15 protein-coding genes are annotated in these 19,701 nt (G+C 67.5%); 9 read left to right on the top strand and 6 right to left on the bottom strand.

Annotated elements, in window-relative coordinates; translation table 11 throughout:
* The first annotated feature begins 11 nt into the window (after nucleotides 1–11).
* The 8 genes from PS060_RS00305 to PS060_RS00270 all read left to right on the top strand — a co-directional run bounded on the left by PS060_RS00305 (nucleotide 12) and on the right by PS060_RS00270 (nucleotide 10,455).
* On the top strand, nucleotides 12–632 hold the full coding sequence (locus tag PS060_RS00305; protein ID WP_273984747.1) for a TetR/AcrR family transcriptional regulator: 621 nt from the start codon (nucleotides 12–14) through the stop codon (nucleotides 630–632).
* Between the two features lie 53 nt (nucleotides 633–685).
* Nucleotides 686–1,594 carry a haloalkane dehalogenase gene (locus PS060_RS00300; protein ID WP_273984746.1) on the top strand — a complete coding sequence of 303 codons (909 nt, stop codon included), beginning with the start codon at nucleotides 686–688 and terminating at the stop codon, nucleotides 1,592–1,594.
* Nucleotides 1,591–2,010 carry a DUF1330 domain-containing protein gene (locus tag PS060_RS00295; RefSeq protein ID WP_273984745.1) on the top strand — a complete coding sequence of 140 codons (420 nt, stop codon included), beginning with the start codon at nucleotides 1,591–1,593 and terminating at the stop codon, nucleotides 2,008–2,010. The genes PS060_RS00300 and PS060_RS00295 overlap by 4 nt, the downstream gene beginning before the upstream one ends.
* Nucleotides 2,007–3,674 (top strand): sulfatase-like hydrolase/transferase, encoded by a 1,668-nt coding sequence (locus tag PS060_RS00290; protein ID WP_273984744.1) that lies wholly within the window; start codon nucleotides 2,007–2,009, stop codon nucleotides 3,672–3,674. The genes PS060_RS00295 and PS060_RS00290 overlap by 4 nt, the downstream gene beginning before the upstream one ends.
* Nucleotides 3,675–3,905: 231 nt before the next feature.
* Complete coding sequence (locus PS060_RS00285) at nucleotides 3,906–6,446, top strand: TonB-dependent receptor domain-containing protein (RefSeq protein ID WP_273984743.1); 2,541 nt, start codon at nucleotides 3,906–3,908, stop codon at nucleotides 6,444–6,446.
* Between the two features lie 159 nt (nucleotides 6,447–6,605).
* Nucleotides 6,606–8,150 carry a tryptophan halogenase family protein gene (locus PS060_RS00280; protein WP_273984742.1) on the top strand — a complete coding sequence of 515 codons (1,545 nt, stop codon included), beginning with the start codon at nucleotides 6,606–6,608 and terminating at the stop codon, nucleotides 8,148–8,150.
* Entirely contained in the window at nucleotides 8,147–9,559 is a 1,413-nt protein-coding gene (locus PS060_RS00275) for a putative 2OG-Fe(II) oxygenase (RefSeq protein ID WP_273984741.1), read from the top strand. The genes PS060_RS00280 and PS060_RS00275 overlap by 4 nt, the downstream gene beginning before the upstream one ends.
* Nucleotides 9,556–10,455 carry an ROK family protein gene (locus PS060_RS00270; protein ID WP_273984740.1) on the top strand — a complete coding sequence of 300 codons (900 nt, stop codon included), beginning with the start codon at nucleotides 9,556–9,558 and terminating at the stop codon, nucleotides 10,453–10,455. Before PS060_RS00275 ends, PS060_RS00270 begins: the two co-directional genes overlap by 4 nt.
* On the opposite strand, the gene PS060_RS00265 is transcribed toward PS060_RS00270, so the two are convergent.
* Entirely contained in the window at nucleotides 10,435–11,796 is a 1,362-nt protein-coding gene (locus PS060_RS00265) for a glycoside hydrolase family 32 protein (RefSeq protein ID WP_273984739.1), read from the bottom strand. The two genes, PS060_RS00270 and PS060_RS00265, sit on opposite strands and share 21 nt — an antisense overlap.
* Nucleotides 11,797–11,881: 85 nt before the next feature.
* Between PS060_RS00265 and PS060_RS00260 the strand changes: the two genes are divergently transcribed.
* Nucleotides 11,882–12,919 carry a LacI family DNA-binding transcriptional regulator gene (locus PS060_RS00260; protein WP_273984738.1) on the top strand — a complete coding sequence of 346 codons (1,038 nt, stop codon included), beginning with the start codon at nucleotides 11,882–11,884 and terminating at the stop codon, nucleotides 12,917–12,919.
* 17 nt (nucleotides 12,920–12,936) lie between these two features.
* Here the strand turns inward: PS060_RS00260 and PS060_RS00255 are convergent, their stop codons facing one another.
* From PS060_RS00255 to PS060_RS00235, 5 genes are read right to left on the bottom strand one after another with little or no spacing between them, the layout of a single operon-like run.
* Nucleotides 12,937–14,073 (bottom strand): glycoside hydrolase family 68 protein, encoded by a 1,137-nt coding sequence (locus PS060_RS00255; protein WP_273984737.1) that lies wholly within the window; start codon nucleotides 14,071–14,073, stop codon nucleotides 12,937–12,939.
* Between the two features lie 8 nt (nucleotides 14,074–14,081).
* Nucleotides 14,082–15,197 (bottom strand): galactokinase, encoded by a 1,116-nt coding sequence (galK, locus tag PS060_RS00250; RefSeq protein ID WP_273984736.1) that lies wholly within the window; start codon nucleotides 15,195–15,197, stop codon nucleotides 14,082–14,084.
* Entirely contained in the window at nucleotides 15,194–16,210 is a 1,017-nt protein-coding gene (locus PS060_RS00245; protein ID WP_273984735.1) for a UDP-glucose--hexose-1-phosphate uridylyltransferase, read from the bottom strand. The genes galK and PS060_RS00245 overlap by 4 nt, the downstream gene beginning before the upstream one ends.
* Nucleotides 16,207–18,312: an alpha-galactosidase gene (locus PS060_RS00240; protein ID WP_273984734.1), complete on the bottom strand. Its 2,106-nt coding sequence runs from the start codon at nucleotides 18,310–18,312 to the stop codon at nucleotides 16,207–16,209. Before PS060_RS00240 ends, PS060_RS00245 begins: the two co-directional genes overlap by 4 nt.
* Nucleotides 18,312–19,640, bottom strand: coding sequence for an MFS transporter (locus tag PS060_RS00235; RefSeq protein WP_273984733.1), 1,329 nt, complete (start codon nucleotides 19,638–19,640; stop codon nucleotides 18,312–18,314). The genes PS060_RS00240 and PS060_RS00235 overlap by 1 nt, the downstream gene beginning before the upstream one ends.
* Nucleotides 19,641–19,701: the final 61 nt, after the last annotated feature.

Genomic DNA, 19,701 nt, shown 5'->3' with positions numbered 1-19,701 from the left:
AGGCATCGGCCATGAATCCATCGGATAGCCAAGACATTCCTGTTGCCACCACCTCGGCTGATGACGGGCGGCGGGCGCGCAGCCGGTCTAGCCGGGCGCGGATCGTTGCAGCGATGCTCGAACTGGTCGCACAGGGCAATGTCGCGCCCGGCGCAGCCCAGGTGGCGGAGGTCGCCGGGGTCGGCCTGCGGTCGGTGTTCCGGCACTTCAAGGATATGGACGCGCTCTATCGCGAGATGGCCGAAGCGATCGAAGTGCAGGTTTTGCCGATCCTGATGCGCCCGCCCGAGGGTGCCTCGTGGCAGCAGCGCCTGTTCGACATCGCCGCGCGCCGGGTGCGGATTTTCGAGACGATCATGCCGTACCGGATTTCGGCCAATGTCCGGCGGTTCGAATCGGCCTATCTCATGGAAGGCTATCGCCGCCAGCTGCGGCTTGAGGCCGAGGCGCTGGCGGCGCATCTGCCCGACGAAGTGCGGGCCGATGCCGAGGGCGCGCGGGGTCTCAATGTGATCCTCAGCTTCAATACCTGGCGGTTGCTGCGCCACGATCAAGGCCTCGCGCCCGAGCAAGCCGCCGGGGTGGTGCGCCGGATGCTGGGAGATGCGCTGGCGCGCTGGCCGGAGGATTGACCTTCAGCCAATAAAGTGGCACGTTCAATGCCAATTTAATGGGGGAGATCACCGTGAAAGTCCTGCGAACGCCGGAGACCGCCTTTGCGGCCATCGCGGATTTTCCATTCGCGCCGCATTATCTCGAGGTGGCCAGTGAACCGGGCGGCACGCCGCTGCGCATCCATTACATCGACGAAGGGCCGCGCGATGCCCCGGTGGTGCTGATGATGCATGGCGAGCCGACCTGGTGCTATCTCTACCGCCACATGATCGGCCCCGTGGTCGCGGCAGGATACCGGGTGGTTGCGCCCGACCTCGTGGGTTTCGGCAAGTCCGACAAGCCCGCCGCTAAGGCCGACTATTCCTATGCCCGCCATGTCGGCTGGATGCGGCAATGGCTGGAGGCGCTCGATCTGACGGATATCACGCTTGCCTGCCAGGATTGGGGATCGCTGATCGGTCTCAGGCTGGTGGCGGCCATGCCCGAGCGCTTCCGTGCGGTCGCGCTCTCCAACGGCGGCTTGCCCGAAGGCGGCCCCGCGCCGCGCGCCTTTGCGATCTGGCGGGCGTTTTCGCAGTGGAGCCCGGTCTTCCCGATCGGCAAGATCATCGCCAAGGGCACCAAGCGGCCGCTTTCTCCGGCCGAGATCGCTGCCTATGACGCGCCGTTCCCCGATGCCGGTTACAAGGCAGGGGCGCGGATCTTCCCGAGCTTTGTGCCTTTTGAAGGCAACCCCGCTGTGCCTGACCAGAAGGCGGCCTGGGCGGTGCTGGACGGGTGGCACAAGCCCTTCCTTTGCGCCTTTTCCGACGGTGACCCCATCACCCGCACGGGTGAGACGCGCTTCATCGGCCGCGTGCCCGGCACCGCCGGACAGGCGCATCGCACCTTGAGAGGCGGACACTTCATTCAGGAGGACGACCCCGAGGGTTTCGTCGCCGCCATTCTCGATGTCGCCAAGGCAGGAGCGCAAGCATGATCGTCACAAACGCCCTTCACCCCAAGCCCGAACAGGCAATGGCGTTTTTTGGCGCGGATGATGGGGCGCCGATGTGCATGGTGAACCTCCTCAGGTTCCGCGAGAAGGCCGCCTATGCCGATGGCTCCGAGCCTGAGCTTTCAGGGCGTGAGGCCTATGCGCGCTATGCTGCGGGCGTGCAGGCGTGTCTTGCGGCTGTGGGTGGGCAGGTGCGGTTCAGCGGGGCGGTGACAGGGCTGCTGCTCGGCGAGGTCGAGGAGCTGTGGGACATGGTGGCGATTGCCGAATATCCCTCTCGCAAGGCGATGCTGACGATGGTGCAATCGCCCGAATATCAGGCGATCACCCGGCACCGCGATGCCGGGCTGGCGGGGCAGCTCAATATCTGCACCCGCGCCGGGGCGGCTGCGGCGTGAAGCGGTGGCAGACGGCGGGGCTGGGCACGCTGGCGGTGCTCGCGCTGGCTGCCGGGGGCGCTTACGCGTTTCGCACCGATCTCACGCTCGCGCTGGTGCGCTGGCAGAGTGCGCAGGACATTGCTCCCAACCGCCCGGTGCCGTGGCAACAGGGGCCGCAAGCCGCCGCGCAAAGCCCCGCCGAACGTCCGCCCAACATCATCGTCATCCTGTTCGACGATCTCGGCATGAACGACCTGTCGACCTTTGGTGGCGGCGTGGCAGACGGGCGCATCAAGACCCCGAATATCGACAAGCTCGCCGCCGAGGGCGCGATCTTCACGCAGGCCTATGCCGGCAATGCGACCTGCTCGCCGAGCCGCGCGCAGCTGATGACCGGGCGCTACGCCACGCGCACCGGCTTTGAATTCACGCCCACGCCGGGCGGGTTCCCGCGCATCGTGCCGATGGTGTGGAACGACATTCATCCCGACCGCCCGCCGATCCTCACCCATTCGGCGGCCGAGGCTGCCGCCCCGCCGTTCGAGGAGCAGGGCTTGCCGCCTGAGGAAGTCACCGTCGCCGAGGTGCTGCGCACGCGCGGCTATCACACGGTGCACATCGGCAAGTGGCACCTTGGCAACGCGCCCAAGTTCCTGCCCAACGCGCAAGGCTTCGACGAGAGCCTCAACATGGACGGGATGCTCCATCTGCCCGAGGATCACCCCGATGTGGTCAACGCCCATGTCGATTTCGACCCGATCGACCGGTTCCTGTGGGCCTCGGCGCATTCCGTGACGAGCTACAATGGCGGCGAGAAATTCGCCCCCGGCGGCTACCTTGCCGATTACTGGACGGACGAAAGCCTCAAGGTGATCGAGGCCAACCGCAACCGCCCGTTCTTCCTCTACCTTGCGCATTGGGGGGTGCACTCGCCGCTCCAGGCGACCCGCGCGGATTACGAGGCTGTGGGCGATCTCGGGTCGGAGCGGCTGAGGGTCTATGCGGCGATGATCCGCGCGCTCGATCGCAGCGTGGGACGGATCATGGCCAAGCTTGAGGCCGAGGGGCTGGCGGACAACACGCTGGTGATGATCTCGTCGGACAATGGCGCGCCGGGCTATGTCGGGTTGCAAGGCCTCAATGCGCCTTATCGCGGGGGGAAGGGGACGTTCTTTGAAGGCGGGATTCGCGTTCCGCTGTTCGCCCGCTGGCCTGCGCAGGTGGCCGCAGGATCGCGCATTGCACTCCCGGTCGGGCAGGTCGACGTCATGCCCACGCTCGCCGCCGCAGCGGGCGCGCCCCTGCCGCAAGGTGTTGCCATCGACGGGCGCAATCTCGTGCCGGCGCTCACTGGCAAAGGCGCGGCGCTGCGGCCCGATGCCCCGCTGTTCTGGTCGAGCGGCTATTACAAGGCCGTGCGGGCCGGCGACTGGAAGCTCCAGATCAACGGCAAGCAGGGCAAGGCGTGGCTCTACAATCTCGCCGCCGATCCAACCGAGCAGCGCAATCTCGCCGCATCCCAGCCCGCCAAGCGCGCTGAACTGGAAGCGCTGATAAAGGCGCACGAGGCGGGGCGGCGTGCGCCGCTCTATGCCAGCACCTTCGATACCCCGGTCTCGATCGACCGCACGCTGGCCGAGCCATACCGGGCGGGGGACGAATACATCTACTGGCCCAACTGACGCGCCGTCCGATTCGGCGCAGGCCTGCGCCAAGGCGATCCCATCCCATCCACTGACGACCCCTTGCGACATGGCGGCAAGGGGCGACTTGTGACGTTTCAGACACGCTTTGCGCTGAATCGCAATCGATTGCATTTTTCTATTGCAATCGATTGCGCAACATTTAGACGGACGATCAACGGAGCTTTGCAGAGCTGAAACCAGCCATCCGTGTGTCAAGGAGGGGAAGAAATGCGCAAATCCATTTACCACACCTGTGTCTCCGTGCTGGCCCTCGGGGTCGCGCTGCCGTGCGCAGGTGCGGCGCAAGCGCAGGACATGGCGGATGACGCCGCCGAAGCGGTTGCCGATGAAGGCGAGGATCAGGGCCTCAACACCATCGTCGTCACCGCCGCTGCGGGCAACCGAACCCAGATCGAAAGCTCGATCTCGGTCACCGCGATCGACGATTCGATCATCCAGAATTTCCAGCCGGCCTCCGAAGCGGAAATCTTCCGCCTGCTGCCGGGCATCCAGACCCCGGGCACTTCCGGCCCGGGCGGCAACTCGAACATCGCGGTGCGCGGTCTGCCCGTGGCGACCGGCGGCTCGCCCTTCGTGCAATTGCAGGAAGATGGCCTGCCGATGGTGCTGTTCGGCGACATCCAGTTCGGCAACAACGACTACTGGACCCGCTTTGACGCGACCACGGCCACGGTCGAAGCCGTGCGCGGCGGTTCTGCCACCACGCTTGCCAGCCAGGCGCCCGGCGCGGTCATCAACTACATCAGCCACACCGGCGCGCGCGAAGGCGGCTACGTGCAGGTCAACAAGGGCGTCGACTACAACGACACCCGCGTCGATTTCCGCTATGGCGGGCCGCTCGCCGAAGGGCTGAATTTCCACATCGGCGGCTTCTTCCAGCGCGGGCGCGATATGCTCGGTGTGGATTACACCATCAATGACGCGATCCAGGTGAAGGGCAACATCACCAAGGAGTTCGAGGATGGCGCCTCGTTCCTGCGATTGTTCTTCAAGGTCGCCGACACGCAGGGCATCAACTACACCGGTGCACCGGCGCTCGCCGATTTTTCGAACGGCAAGATCACCAATATCCGCGCCTTCCCCGGCTTCGACGGACGCAGCCAGTCCAACTATTCGATCTACAACCAGGAACAGCTGATCCTCAACCGCGAAGGCAATTTCGAGCGGGTCGGGTTGAACGGCATCTCCACCGAACAGCAATATCTCGGCGCGCATCTGCACTGGGAATTCGGCGACAACATCACGGTCGATAACCGCGCGCGCTATTCGGACGTGTCGGGCGGCTTCTCCTCGCCCTTCCTCAACATCGCCCCGACTTCGAGCGTGCTGGGATCGACCGTTAATGGCGCGACCGTGGCCAGCATCCGCTATGCCAATGGCCCGCGGGCCGGCCAGCTGTTCACCGGCGCGCTGCTCGACAACAACGTCAACGTCACCACCAACATCCGTGACCTTGGCGCGCTGGTGAACGATCTGGTCGTGGCGGGCGAGTTCGACATCGGCACCATGCAGCTGACCGCGCGCGGCGGCTTCTTCTACATGGACCAGACCATCGCGATGGACTGGCACGTCAACCGTTCGACCCGCGAGCTGAGCGGCAACAATCCGGCCCAGCTCGACCTGTTCGACGCGGCGGGCAATCAGCTGACCTTCCAGGGTATTTCGGGCTATAACAACAACTGGGGTTCGTGCTGTGCGCGCGACTATGACCTCGGCTACACCAACACCGCGCCCTATGCCCAGCTGGTGCTGGATCATGAACGCTTCAACCTCGATGCCTCGATCCGGTTCGAACGCATCGCGGCGAGCGGCTTTACCATCGCGGGCGGCAACACCTTCCTGGTCTCGCCCGATCCCAGCCGCCCGAACCTGCGGATCGAGGCGATCACCGCGAACGGCGCGCGCGAAACGCTCGATTACGCCCGCAGCTACACCAGCTGGTCGCTGGGTGCGCTGTTCAAGGCGTCGAGCGATCTGTCGGTCTTCGCCCGGGCCTCGCGCGGCGGGCGGTTCAATGCCGACCGTCAGACCGTGGGCGGCAAGATCGCCAACAATGGCGCGCTGTGCACCGGCGCGCAGGCGCTCGCCGGGGCCAATGGCTGTTCGGCCGACGGCGTCACCCCCTCGGTCGATTTCGTCAACCAGTACGAGCTGGGCGTGAAGGCGCGCGGCGAGCTGGGCGGCGGCGACTGGACGGCGGAATTCACGCTGCTCAAGGGCGATTTCAGCCAGTCGACCTTCGAACTTTCGGCCACCCGCTGCCCCAACGGCACCGGCGGCTGCGTGATCGACAGCAACTTCCGGTCGAAGGGCTTCGAATTCTTCGGCACCTATCGCAACGGCGGGTTGTCGCTGGTCAGCAACGTGACCTTCTCGGACTCCGAACGCCAGCTGTCGGGCGCGGCCAATTACACCCGTGCGCCGTTCATCCCTGACTTCAGCTACTCGCTGTCGGCGTCCTACGACTTCGGCGATCTGGCCACGCTGGGCCTGTCAGCCACCGGCCAGTCGAGCGTGGTGGATGATGCCCTGCGCGAGTTTGAAGGCGACACCACCGTCAACGCCTCGCTGCGGGTCAATGCGCTGGAGAACCTCCAGGTCGGGCTCAACGTCTACAACCTGTTCGACGTCTATGACCTGCGCGGCAACGGCGCGACCCTGATCAACGGCGCGGCCAACCCGGCGGTGATCAGCGGCACCCCGGTTCCGGGGCGCACGGTGATGGCGAACGTCCGGCTGTCGTTCTGATGCAGGCAGGGCGGGGGCTGACAATTCTCCCTGCATTCCCGCCCGGTCCAATGAGGGCGGCGTCTGACCACGCCGCCCTCTCTTTTCCCACGCTTCGAAGGCTGCTGCCGATGTGCGCCCCCTGCTTCACGGCGCGGCAAATCGCTGTAGGATAAGCGGATGACACAAGCATCAGAGGGGGCGGCACAAGGAGCAGCCGGAGATCGCGCCGTCCGTTCGATCCTGATTGTCGGCGGCGGTTCGGCGGGATGGATGACGGCGGCGGCACTCGCCAATGCCCTGCCGCGCGGCTGTGCAATCACGCTGGTCGAAAGCGAGGCGATCGGCACGGTCGGCGTGGGCGAGGCGACGATCCCGCCGATCCGCACCTTCAACGCGATGCTGGGCATCGACGAGCGCGAGTTCATCCGCGCAACCCAAGGCAGCTTCAAGCTCGGCATCGAATTCGTCGGTTGGGGGGCGCTGGGCACCCGCTACTTCCACCCCTTCGGCCCCCACGGCAAGCCGATGGACATCCGCGATGTCCACCAGCTGTGGCTGCAACAGAAGCTCGGCGGCGAGGACGCGGGCGAATTCGATGATTTGTCGATGGCATGGCAGTTGGCCAGGCAAGGCCGCTTCACCATCCCCAGCCCCGATGGCCGCAATGTGCTGTCGACCTTCGACTACGCCTTCCATTTCGACGCGGGCCGCTATGCCCGGTTCCTGCGCACCTATTCCGAAGCGCGCGGCGTCACCCGCGTCGAGGGCAAGATCGCGGCCGTCCAGCAGGACGGCGCGACCGGCTTCGTCACCGGGGTCACGTTGGAGGACGGCCGCGCGCTTGAGGCCGAATTGTTCATCGACTGCTCGGGCTTCCGGGGGCTGCTGATCGAGGGCGCCCTGCAAGCGGGGTATGAGGATTGGAGCCACTGGCTCCCCTGCGACCGCGCGGTGGCGATCCCCTGCTCTCACGGGGGCGAATTCACGCCCTACACCCGCTCGACCGCGCGCGAGGCGGGCTGGCAGTGGCGCATCCCGCTCCAGCACCGGATCGGCAATGGCTATGTCTATTGCAGCCAGTTCATCAGCGATGACGAGGCCGAGGCCACCTTGCTCGCCAACCTCGACGGCGAGCCGCTGGCCGCGCCCAACCGGCTGCGCTTTGTGACGGGGATGCGGCGCAAATTCTGGGACAGGAACGTGGTCGCCATCGGGCTTTCGTCGGGCTTCCTCGAACCGCTGGAATCGACCAGCCTGCATCTCATTCAGGCGGGGATTTCCAAGCTCTTGGCGCTGTTCCCGGATCGCAGTTTCGATCCGCTGGTGCGCGATGAATACAACCACATCGCTCGCACCGAATATGAACGCATCCGCGATTTCCTGATCCTGCACTATAAGCTCACCACGCGCGATGATGCGCCGCTGTGGCGCTATTGCCGCGACATGGCAGTGCCCGAAACGCTCGCCTTCAAGATGGCGCATTTCCGCCGCTATGGCCGCCACATCGCGCGCGACATGGACCTGTTCGGCCCGCCCAGCTGGCACGCGGTGCATATCGGGCAGGGGCACATCCCCGAGGCCTGCGATCCGGTGGCGGGATACCGCGAGGCGGCTCCGGGCGAATGGCTCGGCAGGCTGCGCGCGGCAATGGCGCATGAGGCAGGCAAGCAGCCGACGCACCAGCAGTTCATCGACCAGCATTGCAAGGCTCCGCAGGTGTGAGCCAAGCGGCGGCGGCGGCGGGCGATCCGGCGGCACTGGTCAGCGCAGCGCAGCGCGCGCGCGCGGAGCAGGACATGGTCGCCGCCTGCGCCGCCATCAATGCAGCGGCCAAGGCCGCACCCGATCATCCGGCCATCGCCTTCATGCAGGCGCAGTTCGCGTTTGAGGGCTGGTATCCTGCCGCCGGCCTGTTCGAGCGCGCGGCGCTGCTCAACCCCGGCAACGCGGCTGTGGTGCGCAATCTCGCGCTGGCGCTGGCAGCGGAGGGTGATCGCGCGCGGGCCGAGCGGCTGCTTGAGGGAGTGCTGGCGCGGATGCCGGGCTGGGCCGACGGGCACGGCGCGCTCTCGACCCTCAGGGTCACGGCGGGGAAATGCGATCCGTGGCGATCCTACCGCGAGGCGGCGGCGCGCGAGCCGGGCAATGGCGCGATCTACCAGGCGTGGTTCCAGAAGCTGGCGGCGGCCAAGGACTGGGACGGCGCAGGCGCGGTGCTGGCTCTGGCTGAGGCGCGAGGGGTGACGAGCGGGCTTGCGCCCTTGCGGCTCTATCTCGCCTGCGAGGGCGGCACTGCGCCCGCCGATCCGGTGATCTTCGCGCCCTTTGCCGGTTCCAGCGACCCGGGCCTCACCCTCCTCCAAGTGCGCCACGCCCTGCGCCACGGCGACCTGCAGCGCGCGCTGGCGCTGGCCGAGGCGCAGCTGGCAACCCCTCAGGCAGGCCAGTTCTGGCCCTATGCCAGCCTTTGCTGGCGGCTGCTGGATGATCCGCGCGCTGCATGGCTCGAGGGGGGCGAAACAGGCTTTGCCCAGAGTTTCGATCTCGGCCTTGCGCCCGCGCGGCTCGCCGCGCTGGCAGATTTTGTGCGCGGGCTTCATCGCATGGCTGCGCCCTATACCGAACAATCGGTGCGCGGCGGGGTGCAGACCGATCGCGACATGTTGCTTCACCACGACCCGCTGATCGGCGATCTGCGCGTGCGGCTGGCGCGCGCTGTGGCGGATTGGCGCGACGGCTTGCCTGATCGCGAAGGCGACGAAGGGGCGCACCATCCGCTGCTCGGCCGCAAGCCGCAGAACATCCGCTTTTCCGGCAGCTGGTCGGTGCGGCTTTCCGCAGGCGGATACCACAGCGCGCACACCCATCCGCTCGGCTGGGCCAGCACCGCATTCTATCTCGCCGTGCCGGGCGATCCGGGGCCAGACCATGCCGGCGACCTCGCCCTCGGCGCGCCCCCGCCCGAGCTGAAGCTCGACCTAGCACCCTTGCGCCATATCACGCCGCAGGCGGGGCGGCTCGCGATCTTCCCGTCAACCACCTGGCACGGCACCGTCCCCTTCGCGGGAGCCGAGCGCCTGACTATCGCCTTCGACATCGCACCGCCACCCGGAGAACAGGACAAGCCATGACAGACCAGCCTATCGGCGCCGTGGAGGCAGGCGGCACGAAATTCGTGCTCGCTGTGGCAGACGCGGCAGGGCGGATCATCGACCGCACGCGGATCGACACCCGCACGCCCGATGTCACCTTCCCCGAAATGGCGGCCTTCTTTGCCGCGCACGGCCCGCTCGCCGGGATCGGCATTGCCTCCTTCGGGCCAATCGACATCAACCCGGCCTCGCCCGCCTATGGCACCTTCACCACCACCCCCAAGCCCGGCTGGAGCGGGGCGCGGTTCCACGATGCGCTCGCCCACCTCGGCGCGCCGCTATTGATCGAGACCGACGTTAACGGCGCGGCGCTGGGCGAGTGGCTGTCGGGCGCGGGGCAGGGGTGCGAGACCCTTGCCTATACCACCATCGGCACCGGGATCGGCGCCGGCGTGCTGCATCGCGGCGCAGCGCGCGGCGGCATCAGCCACCTTGAGGCGGGGCATATCCGGCCCGTGCGCGATCCGGTGCGTGATCCCTTTGCAGGGCGATGCCCGTATCATGGCGATTGCCTTGAAGGCCTCGCCAGCGGTCCGGCGATCATCGACCGCTGGGGCGCGCCACTGGATGAGGCGGCCAGGACTGATCCGGACGCGATCCCGCTGATTGCGTCCTATCTCGCCGATCTGGCGGTGAGTTTGGTGCTGCTGCACATGCCCGACCGGCTGATCTTCGGCGGCGGAGTGATGAAGACACCGGGGCTGCTGGAGAGCTTGCGCCACCAGACCGAGCTGCGGCTGGCGGGCTATGTCAGCCACCCCCGGCTCGATCCGGGGCTTGCCACCTATATCGCCGCGCCTGCGCTGGGCGATGATGCGGGGATCACCGGCGCCATTGCGCTGGGCCAGCAAGCCTCACGCCAGCGCGGCGACTGACACGGCGCGGGGCTGATCGGTCTCAAGGCCGAGCTGCGCGCGCGCCGGGCGGTGCTGGAAGCTCGCACTGCCCGTGCCATCGGCGGTCAGCGCCTCGATTGTCTCGCTGTCGATCCACAGGTCGAGCCCTTCGTCCATGCGCCGCTCGATCACGGCGGTGGCGGCAAGGAAGGGCAGGGCACCGTCATGGCGCGCAAGCTGCCACTGCTCGCCGGCAGCGATCACGCTGAACTGGCTGCCAGTGCCATCGTCCAGTGTCAGACTGCCGGTAAAGTCGGCCGCGAGCGTGATGCGGCTCGCAACCGGGACGATTGCGCCGGACAGCGGGGCAGGGGCCGCGAACAGAGCTGCGACCGATGGCTCGATGGCCTGGGCAAGGCGCAGCCCGCCACCACTGGCTTCGGCCAATCCCATCCGTCGCGGCAGGCTCATCACCCCGCGCCAGCCGCGCCTCGGAAATTCGTGCTGATAGGCGTGGTTGCCCATCCACCCGATCCATGCCGGCCGCCCGGCGGCATCGCGCGGGCCGTTCCAGACGATCGCGGCGTAGAAGTCGCGGCCCTGATCGACCACCTGCCAGCCGGCCCCGTCGGGCGTGAAGTGGTGGCCGTCAAAATCGCCAAGGCAACACAGCGCGCCCGCGCCGGGCGCATCGTGCAGCGCATCGACCTTGAACAGCCAGCGGGTCGCCCCGTCCTGGCCCGTGACCGGCAGTTCGACCAGCGTCGGGCACTCCCACACCCGCCCCGGCGCCGATCCGGCGACAATTTCCGAAGCGAGCTGCCACTCAGTGAGGTTGGCCGAGCGCCAGATCTGCGCGGTCTGCTCCATCGATTTGACCACCACCATGATCCAGCTGTCGCTGGCCGCGTGCCAGAACACGCAAGGGTCGCGAAAATCGGCCATCTTCAGGTCGAGCACCGGATTGCCCGTAAACCGCTCCCAGCTTTCGCCCGCGTCGCGGCTGTAGGCCAGCGACTGCGCCTGCACAGCGGGCGGCCCGGTCAGTGCGGCGGTATAGGCCGCGATCATCGTGCCCTTTCCCAAGCCGGCGCTGCCCGCGTGGTCAATCACCGCGCTGCCCGAAAACACCATCTCCTCCGGGCTGTCGATCAGGGCAGGCGCACGCTCTTCCCACCGTGCCAGATCGGGGCTGACGGCATGGCCCCATGACATATGCCCCCAGTCCTCGCCTTGCGGGTTGTACTGGTAGAACAGGTGCCACAGCCGCCCGTCATGGACGAGGCCATTGGGGTCGCTCAGCCAGTTGCGGCGCGGGGTGTAGTGATAGGCGGGGCGCACCGCGTCCTCCTCGCTGGTCGGGCCGGATGGCCAGAGCACCGCGATAGCTTATCTGCAATCGATTGCAAGATTGCGCGTGATCTTTCCCCGCCGATGGGTTAGTCCGGGGACGGACGGGACAGGCATGGACGATACTCGCGAGAACGACACGGCGCCCAAACGGGTGCGCAACATCGCTGAACTGGCGCGCATGGCGGGCGTATCGCCCGGCACGGTATCGCGCGCGCTGGCGAACAAGTCGCTGGTCAATCCTCAGACGCGCGAGCGGATACAGGCGCTGGCCCGTGCCCACGGGTTCCAGATCAACCAGATGGCGAGCAAGCTGCGACGCCAGAAGACCGGGGTGATCGCGCTGCTGATCCCGCTGGGCCATGACCGCCGCCAGCATATCTCCGACCCGTTCTTCCTGACCTTGCTGGGCGCGCTGGCGGATCAGCTGACGGAGAGCGGTTATCACCTCATGCTCAGCCGCGCGATCCCGCAGGAAGACCCTGCGTGGCTCGACCGGGTGGTCAATTCGGGGATGGTCGACGGGGTGCTGATGATCGGCCAGTCCGATCAGTTCGGCGAGATCGAGCGGATTGCGCAGGCCTATGCGCCGCTGGTGGTGTGGGGCACGCATCGTCCCGGTCAGAGCCACTGTGCGGTTGGATCGGACAACCACGAAGGCGGGCGGCTTGCTGCGCAATATCTGCTGGATCGCGGGCACCGCGCGCTGGCCTTTCTGGGGGATACGACCGGGATCGAGATTGCCGAACGCTTTGCCGGGGCGAGCGCGGCGGTGGCGGGTTTTGGTCACGAGGCGCGGTTGACGCATCTGCCCATCCACCTCTCAGTCGACGAGATGACCGACGAAATCGCCGCCGCGCTCGCGGGGGTCGGGCACCGGGTCGATGGGATTGTGGCGGCATCGGACGCGATTGCGATGGCGACCATCCGCCAGCTCGACAGCACCGGTATCAAGGTGCCCGATGATGTCGCGGTGATCGGCTTCGATGATCTTCCGCTCGCGCGTCTTACCGTGCCGCAACTGACGACGATCCGGCAGGACATTGCCTGGGGAGCGCGCGAGATGGTGGCCCGGCTGATGGCGCGGCTTGGGGGTGAGCCGGCCCATTCGCTGGTCATGCCCCCTGAGCTGGTGATCCGCGCCAGCGCCTGATCGCCCGCTGGCGCCGTTCAGGGCGCGAGCGAGACCGTGTCGCCATCGAAGGTCAGGCGAAAGCGCGGCGCGGGGGTTCCGCCGAATTGGCTGCGCAGCAGAGCGGGATGATCGGCAAGGCTGCGGCCCGCCATCCCCCAATAGTCGACAAAGCTCCACGCCTCGCCTTCGCCGGTGACCCACCAGCTGTAGGACTGGGTTGGTTCGCTGAGCGGGTTGTAGGCGACCAGGCCGCTGCCATTGGCCATGCGCCACGGGCCTGTCAGCCGGTCGGCGACCGCGCAATAGAGCCCGTTCGGCCCGGCCTCGACCTTGGGCGAGAAGGTGTGCCGCTGGGTCGACCAGAACAGGTAGTAACGCCCGTCGCGGCAGAGGATGTGTGGCCGCTCCATCTCGTTGTTGGTGCCCACCGCATGGACAAGCGGCGCGCCCAGCTGCCAGCGCGTGCCGGTCCACACGGCATAGCCGACCAGACCGTTGTGCGGATCATCGCTCCAGGCGGCGCTGCCGGTGAACAGGAGGTAGCAGGTGCCGTCCGCCGGATCGCGGAACCATGCCGGGTCGCGGAAGGCCTTGATCGTGCCGGGGGCGCCTTCGACTTGATTGGCAGGCTGGAACAGCGCGCCGTCGGCGGCGAACAGCTCTCTGGGGTCATGCCACCGGCCCGGCCCGGCCAGACCCGGCTGCAATTCGCCGGTGATCGCGAAGATCCGCTGCTCGAAGCTTGGCCCCTCGCCCTTGCGGCCGCTGGTGGTGAAGAACAGGCTGACCGCGCGGCCATCGTCATGCAGCACGCAGGAGCCTGCCCATTCGGCATGGCCGGGCGAAAGCGCGGGCAGCAGGGCCGGGCCGAGGTCGGTCCACGCGGCGCCGTCCGCCTCCAGCCGCAGCAGCCGGATCTGCGCATGGACATGGCGCTGCGCGGGATCGGGAAACTTGGGCGATGAGAGGAAGAACCAGAACTGCGCGCCCGCAATCACCGCGGTCGCGCCGTTCTCGTGCTGCAAGGGCCAGCAGTCCCACAGATCGAGATCGGGCAGGATCGGTTGGACGTGCTCGGCCCGGATCAGCGGCAGCTCGCTCCCCCGCCAGGGCGCCCCGCCGCGCCAGTGCGAGGCCCGCGTGATAATGTCGGACAGGTCGGGGATCGTCATGGTGTCACTCAATTGAAAACCCTCATAGCCTCGGCGTATCCCTGCGCCGTCAGTTCCCGGGCAAGGCTGTCGGCGCGCGGGGCGGGGAGGATCGCCACGATGGCCCCGCCAAACCCGCCGCCGGTCATGCGCGCGCCGCCCTCGGCACCGATCCAGTCATTGATCATCGCCACCTGCCGATCGACCTCCGGGTGGCTGGCTTCGAACAGGTCGCGCATCGAGGCATGGGCCTCGCGCAGCAGGGTGCCGAGCAGCGCGATGTCGCCCGCGGCAATGGCGGCGGCGGCGCGGCGGGTGCGGTCGATCTCGAACACCACATGGCGCGCACGCCGGGCCTCGGCCGGGCCGAGCGGCGCGGGGTCGAAACCGGCCGGATTGACATCGCGCAAAGAGGCCACGCCCAGCTTGCGCGCCGCGCTCTCGCACTCCTGCCGGCGGGTGTTGTAGGCGCCGTCGACCAACTCGCGCTCGACCCCGGATTGCAGCACCAGCACGCTCCATTCAGGCGGGAGCGTGACCTCCTGCCAAGCAAGGCTGCGGCAATCGAGCAGCATCGCCGCGCCCGGCGTTCCGGCGGCAATCGCCATCTGATCCATGATCCCGCAAGCAACCCCGGCAAAGCGGTGCTCGACCGCCTGCGCCACCTGCGCGAGCGGCTGGGCTGCGAGCGGCGCGGTCTGGCTTGCGGCAAGGATCGCGCGGCCCACCGCGATGCACAGCGAGGCCGAGGAGGAGAGCCCGGCCCCGCGCGGCAGATTGCCGGCGATCAGCAGATCGAGCCCGCCATCGAGCGCCGCAACCTCCCGCATCAGCGCCGCCATGCCATGCACCAGCGAATGCCAGCCATCCCCGGCAGGCGGGGGAGCTGAAGGATCGAAGCGATAGGCCTCGCCGTGATAGTCGGCAGCCCTCGCTGTAAAATCCGGGCCGTCAGAGCGCCGCCACGCCACCGCCGTGCCCAGCGCCAGCGGCATCGGCAGCACCAGCCCGTCATTGTAATCGACATGATCGCCGATCAGGTTGACCCGGCCCGGCGCAAAGGCGACGCCATCAGGCGCGTGGCCGAAAGCGGCGGCGAAGGCCTCGCGGGCGCGGCTGTTGGCGGGGCTGGGGGCGGGGCTCACGGCGTCACCGCCCGCAGCCGCTCGGCGGCCTGCTCGGGGGTGAGATCGCGCTGGGTCTCGGCCAGCAGTTCGAACCCGACCATGTGCTTCCTTACTGTTGCGCTCCGTAACAGGGGTGGGTGGAAATGCGCGTGGAGCCGCCAATGCGCGTGGTCCGCGCCAAGCCCATGCGGCGCGCCGTGCCAGCCCATCGAATAGGGAAAGTCGACCCCGAACAGCCCGTCATAACGCCGCAGCAAGCGCCCGAGAACCGCCGCCAGATCGGCGCGGGCGGCATCGCCGAGGTCTTCCATCCGGGCAAGGTCTCCGCGCGCGATCACCAGCGTCTCGAACGGCCACGCCGCCCAGTGCGGCACCACCGCGAGCCAGTGCTCGCTCGCCTCGACCACGCGCTCGCCCGCCGCCAGCTCGGCTTCCGCCACCGCCGCCAGCAGGGGCGTGCCGGTGCGCGCCAGATGCTCGCGCTGGCGGGTGTCCTCTTGGCTGACGATCTGCGGCACGAAGTCGCTCGCCCAGACCTGCCCGTGGGGATGGGGGGAGGAGGCACCCATCATCGCGCCCTTGTTCTCGAACAGCTGGACGTGCGCCCAGTCCCGCCCGAGGCTGGCCGAAAGGTCGGCCCAGCAATCGACCACCGCGCGCCGCCCGGCATCATCCATCCGCGCAAGGGTCTGCGAATGGTCGGGCGAATAGCAGATCACCTTCGCCTCACCGCGCGCCGGGGCGGTTTCGAACAGGTCGTGCGCGGAGTCCCCTTCGCCGATGCTCTCGTGCAGCAGTGCGGGAAAATCGTTCGGGAAGACAAAGGTCGCAGCGTAATCAGGGTTGGGCGTGCCGCTGGTGCGGGCATTGCCGGGGCACAGGTAGCACGCCGGATCATGGCGCGGCGCATCGGCGGGGGCAGGCTCGGCCTGTTCGCCCTGCCAGGGCCGCTTGGCGCGGTGGGGGGAGACGAGGATCCACTCGCCGGTCAACAGATTGCGCCTGCGGTGGGGGAAATCGCTGAGGCTCATGCCTGCGCCTCCAGCCGGAAAATGGCGACGCTTTCGGCCTTCTGCACCGGCATTGGCAGACCGGCATGGGCCAGCCAGCTACCGGCAAAGCCGACGGGTTCCTGCTTCATCTGCATGAACAGTTCGGCGCGCGGGATGCCGTGACCGCGCTGCTGGGCGATGGCGAGCAGGCTGACATCCCACTGCGCGCAGGCGGCGGCAAAGGGAAGGCGCAGCGGCTGCGGGCGGCGATCCTGCGGCGGCGCGGTGCGGATCGCGAACAGCAGGGTTTCGCCCTCGGCGCTATGCGCCTGCCAGCGCAAGCCATCCGCCCCTTCGCCCAGATCGATGCGGCTGCCATGCAGGACGTGCCGCCAGCGCTTGTAGAAGGCGATCCAATCCGCCAGTTCCTCTCGCTCGGCATCGGAAAGGGTGTCGGGATCAAGCTCCACGCCCAGATGGCCCATGCAGGCCACCGCCGCGCGGAAGGCCATGCCTTGCCCGCGCCCGGTGGCATGGGCGGGGCTGGCGCCGATATGCGATCCCATGATCTCGGGCGGGAGGAAGGCGAGGAACCCGCGCTGCATCCCCACGCGCGCGACCGCATCGATATTGTCGCTCGCCCAGAACCGGTGGACATAGGGCGCAAGCCCCGCATCGGAACGCCCGCCGCCCCCTGCGCAACCCTCGATCTCGACCGCGGGATGCGCGGCGCGAAGGCGCGCGAGCAGATCATAGGTGCCGCGCGTCTGAGCCATCCCGCCCGAGGGCGCGTGGTCGCGGTTCTGATCCCACTTGAGATAGGCAATCGGTGCATCGGCCAGCACCGCATCGAGCCGCGCGAACAAATGATCGCGCACGTCAGCGCGGCGCATATCGATCACCAACTGGTTGCGCGCCTCGGGCCGGTCGCGGCCGGGCAGGGCCAGCGCCCAATCGGGATGCGCGCGGTAAAGATCGCTGTCGGGGCTGATCATTTCGGGCTCGACCCACAGGCCGAACTCCATCCCCATGCCCTCGACCGCGCGGGCAAGCGGGGCGAGGCCATCGGGGTAGGTGACCGGATCGGGCTCCCAGTCGCCCAGCGCAGTGGTGTCGTCCCGGCGGCCCTTGAACCAGCCATCGTCGAGCACGAAACGCTCGATCCCGACGCTCGCACCCGCACGCGCGAGCCGTTCGATCCGGGCGACGTCGTGATCGAAATAGCACGCTTCCCAGCTGTTGAGGTGCACGGGGCGCGGGCGCATCGCACCGCCCGGCCATTGCAGCATCGCGCGCACCGCGGCGTGGTGCTGCTGCATCGCGCCGTTGCGGCCGTGCGTGGAAATGGCGAGGATCGCGGGCGGGGCGTCATAGGCCTGACCGGGGGCGAGGGTGACTTCCCCCGGCGCAAGGCTGGCTTCGGCAGCGAGCGTCCAGAAACCTTCGTCGTCGTGCTCGACGGTCAGGGCGCTGTCGCCCGACCACGCCAGTTGCACCGCGTAGACCAGCCCATTGTGCCAGCCTGCGTCACTATCGAGCACATAGGCACCCGGCGGCCCGCCATGGCCCGAAATTCCGCGCCGCGCGACACGCTGCCAGCTGTGGCGCGGCATGGGCTCGCGGCATTCGGCAAGCTCGGCATTGTGGCGACCCTGCCACGAGATCAGCGTCTCCGAGGTGGCGGGGAGGGGAAGTTGCAGGCTCGCCGCCGCGTCGATCAGCACAGGCGCGCTGCCGTGATTGACGACTTGCGCGGCAAAGCGGAAGGCACCGCCTGCCAAACGTTCGATGGTCAGCCGGTATGCAAGGCCCGAGGTGCTGTCCTGCGCGTTGGCGGTGATGGCGTTTGCGTCGCCTTCCACGTCAAAACTGTCCGCCACCAGCAGCACCGCCTCGCCCGATGGCGCGCGCGCCCTGACCACTGCCGGGCCGAACCAGCCGAGGCCAGCGGGCGGCACCAGCGGGGCGGTGATGTCATCATTCAGCGCAAAGCTCGCCGGACCGCGGCAATCGGCGAGCGGCGGCAGCGCGCCGGGGTCGACCCGCGCGCCGCAATGCCGCCACAGCAATCCGCGGCGCGGATCGTGTTCGAGCACGAGGCTCGCCTCGTCACTGTGCAGGCAGACAAGTTTCGCGGTCATCACGCCCCCGCCGGTTCGGTGTTCAGGGCATCGCCCGAGCGCCAGCCCTCGCGCACCCACAGCACGGCCAGCGCGGCGACGAACATACAGCCGCCCGACACCCGCAGCACATTGCGCGGATCGCCGCCCAGCACGCCGTCGTAAAAGCCGAGACCGATTTGCACGAAGCCGAGGTCGACCGCGCTCATCACGAAGGCGAACAGCAGCATCGGGACGACGATCATCATGTTGAAGATGCCCATATAGACCCCGACCCGTTCAGGCGGGATGGCGTTGGAGAGAATGACATAGGGATTGCCCATGATGCTGCCCCATGCAATCCCGATCCCGATCACGGCGGCAAACAGCATCGCCTTGTCGGTGATGCCGGGCAGCACGATCATGCTGATCCCGCCTGCCGCCAGCGCCAGCGCATGGAGCGGCCCCGCGCCGATCCGCCGCGCCACCGGCACCATCGCAAAGGCAGCGATGAAGGCCACCCCGTTGTAAAAGGCGGCCATTTCGCCATTGGTCAGCACCGCCTGCCGGAAGGCGGCGCTCGCGGGGTCGGCCGTGCCGTAGACGCTGCGGCCGATGGCATAGATGACATAGCCCCAGTATCCCGACATCGCGAACCACTGGAACAGCATCATGATGCCGAGCTTGCGCATCGGTGCGGGCATTTCGCGCAAGGCGCCGCCGATCTCGGCGAAAGTGGCGCCGATGCCCTTGGGCTGGCGCGCAATCCAGTCGCGCTGGCGCGCGGTCAGGGGGAGTTCGGGCACCCTTGTGACAGACCACAGGATCGTCGCCAGCGACAGCACCGCGCCCATCCAGAACACGGTGCGCACGGTGTAGGGAATATTGTGTTCGTCGACCCAGTCGCGGTCCATTCCCAACATCACCAGCGCGGTAGGGGTTAAGAAGGCAAACATCTGGGCAAGGCCGGTAAAGGCGCTCTGGGTGAGGAACCCGGTCTGGCACTGCTGCGGGTTGAGCCGGTCGGCAACATAGGCGCGGTAGGGCTCCATCGTGGTGTTGTTCCCCGCATCGAGGATCCACAGCCAGGCCACCGCCGACATGATCGAGGCCGACAGCGGCATGAAGAACAACCCCACCGCGCACATGATCGCTCCCACAAGGAAATAGGGCGTGCGCCGCCCAAAGCGGGACAGCGTGCGATCACTCAGCGCGCCGACGATTGGCTGGATGATCAGTCCGGTGATCGGCCCGGCCAGTTGCAGCAGCGGCAATTCGGCCTCGTTCGCCCCGAGGAACGAATAGATCGGCCCCATGTTGCCCTGCTGCAATCCGAAACTGAACTGCAGCCCGAAAAACCCCAGATTCATGCTCAGAATCTGACTCAAAGTCATATTCGGCTTGCTGTCGTGCTGCATTTTCCCTCTCCGT

This window comes from Erythrobacter sp. BLCC-B19 (assembly GCF_028621955.1).
GTDB lineage: Bacteria > Pseudomonadota > Alphaproteobacteria > Sphingomonadales > Sphingomonadaceae > Erythrobacter.
This window is presented reverse-complemented; position numbering and strand designations above follow the sequence as displayed.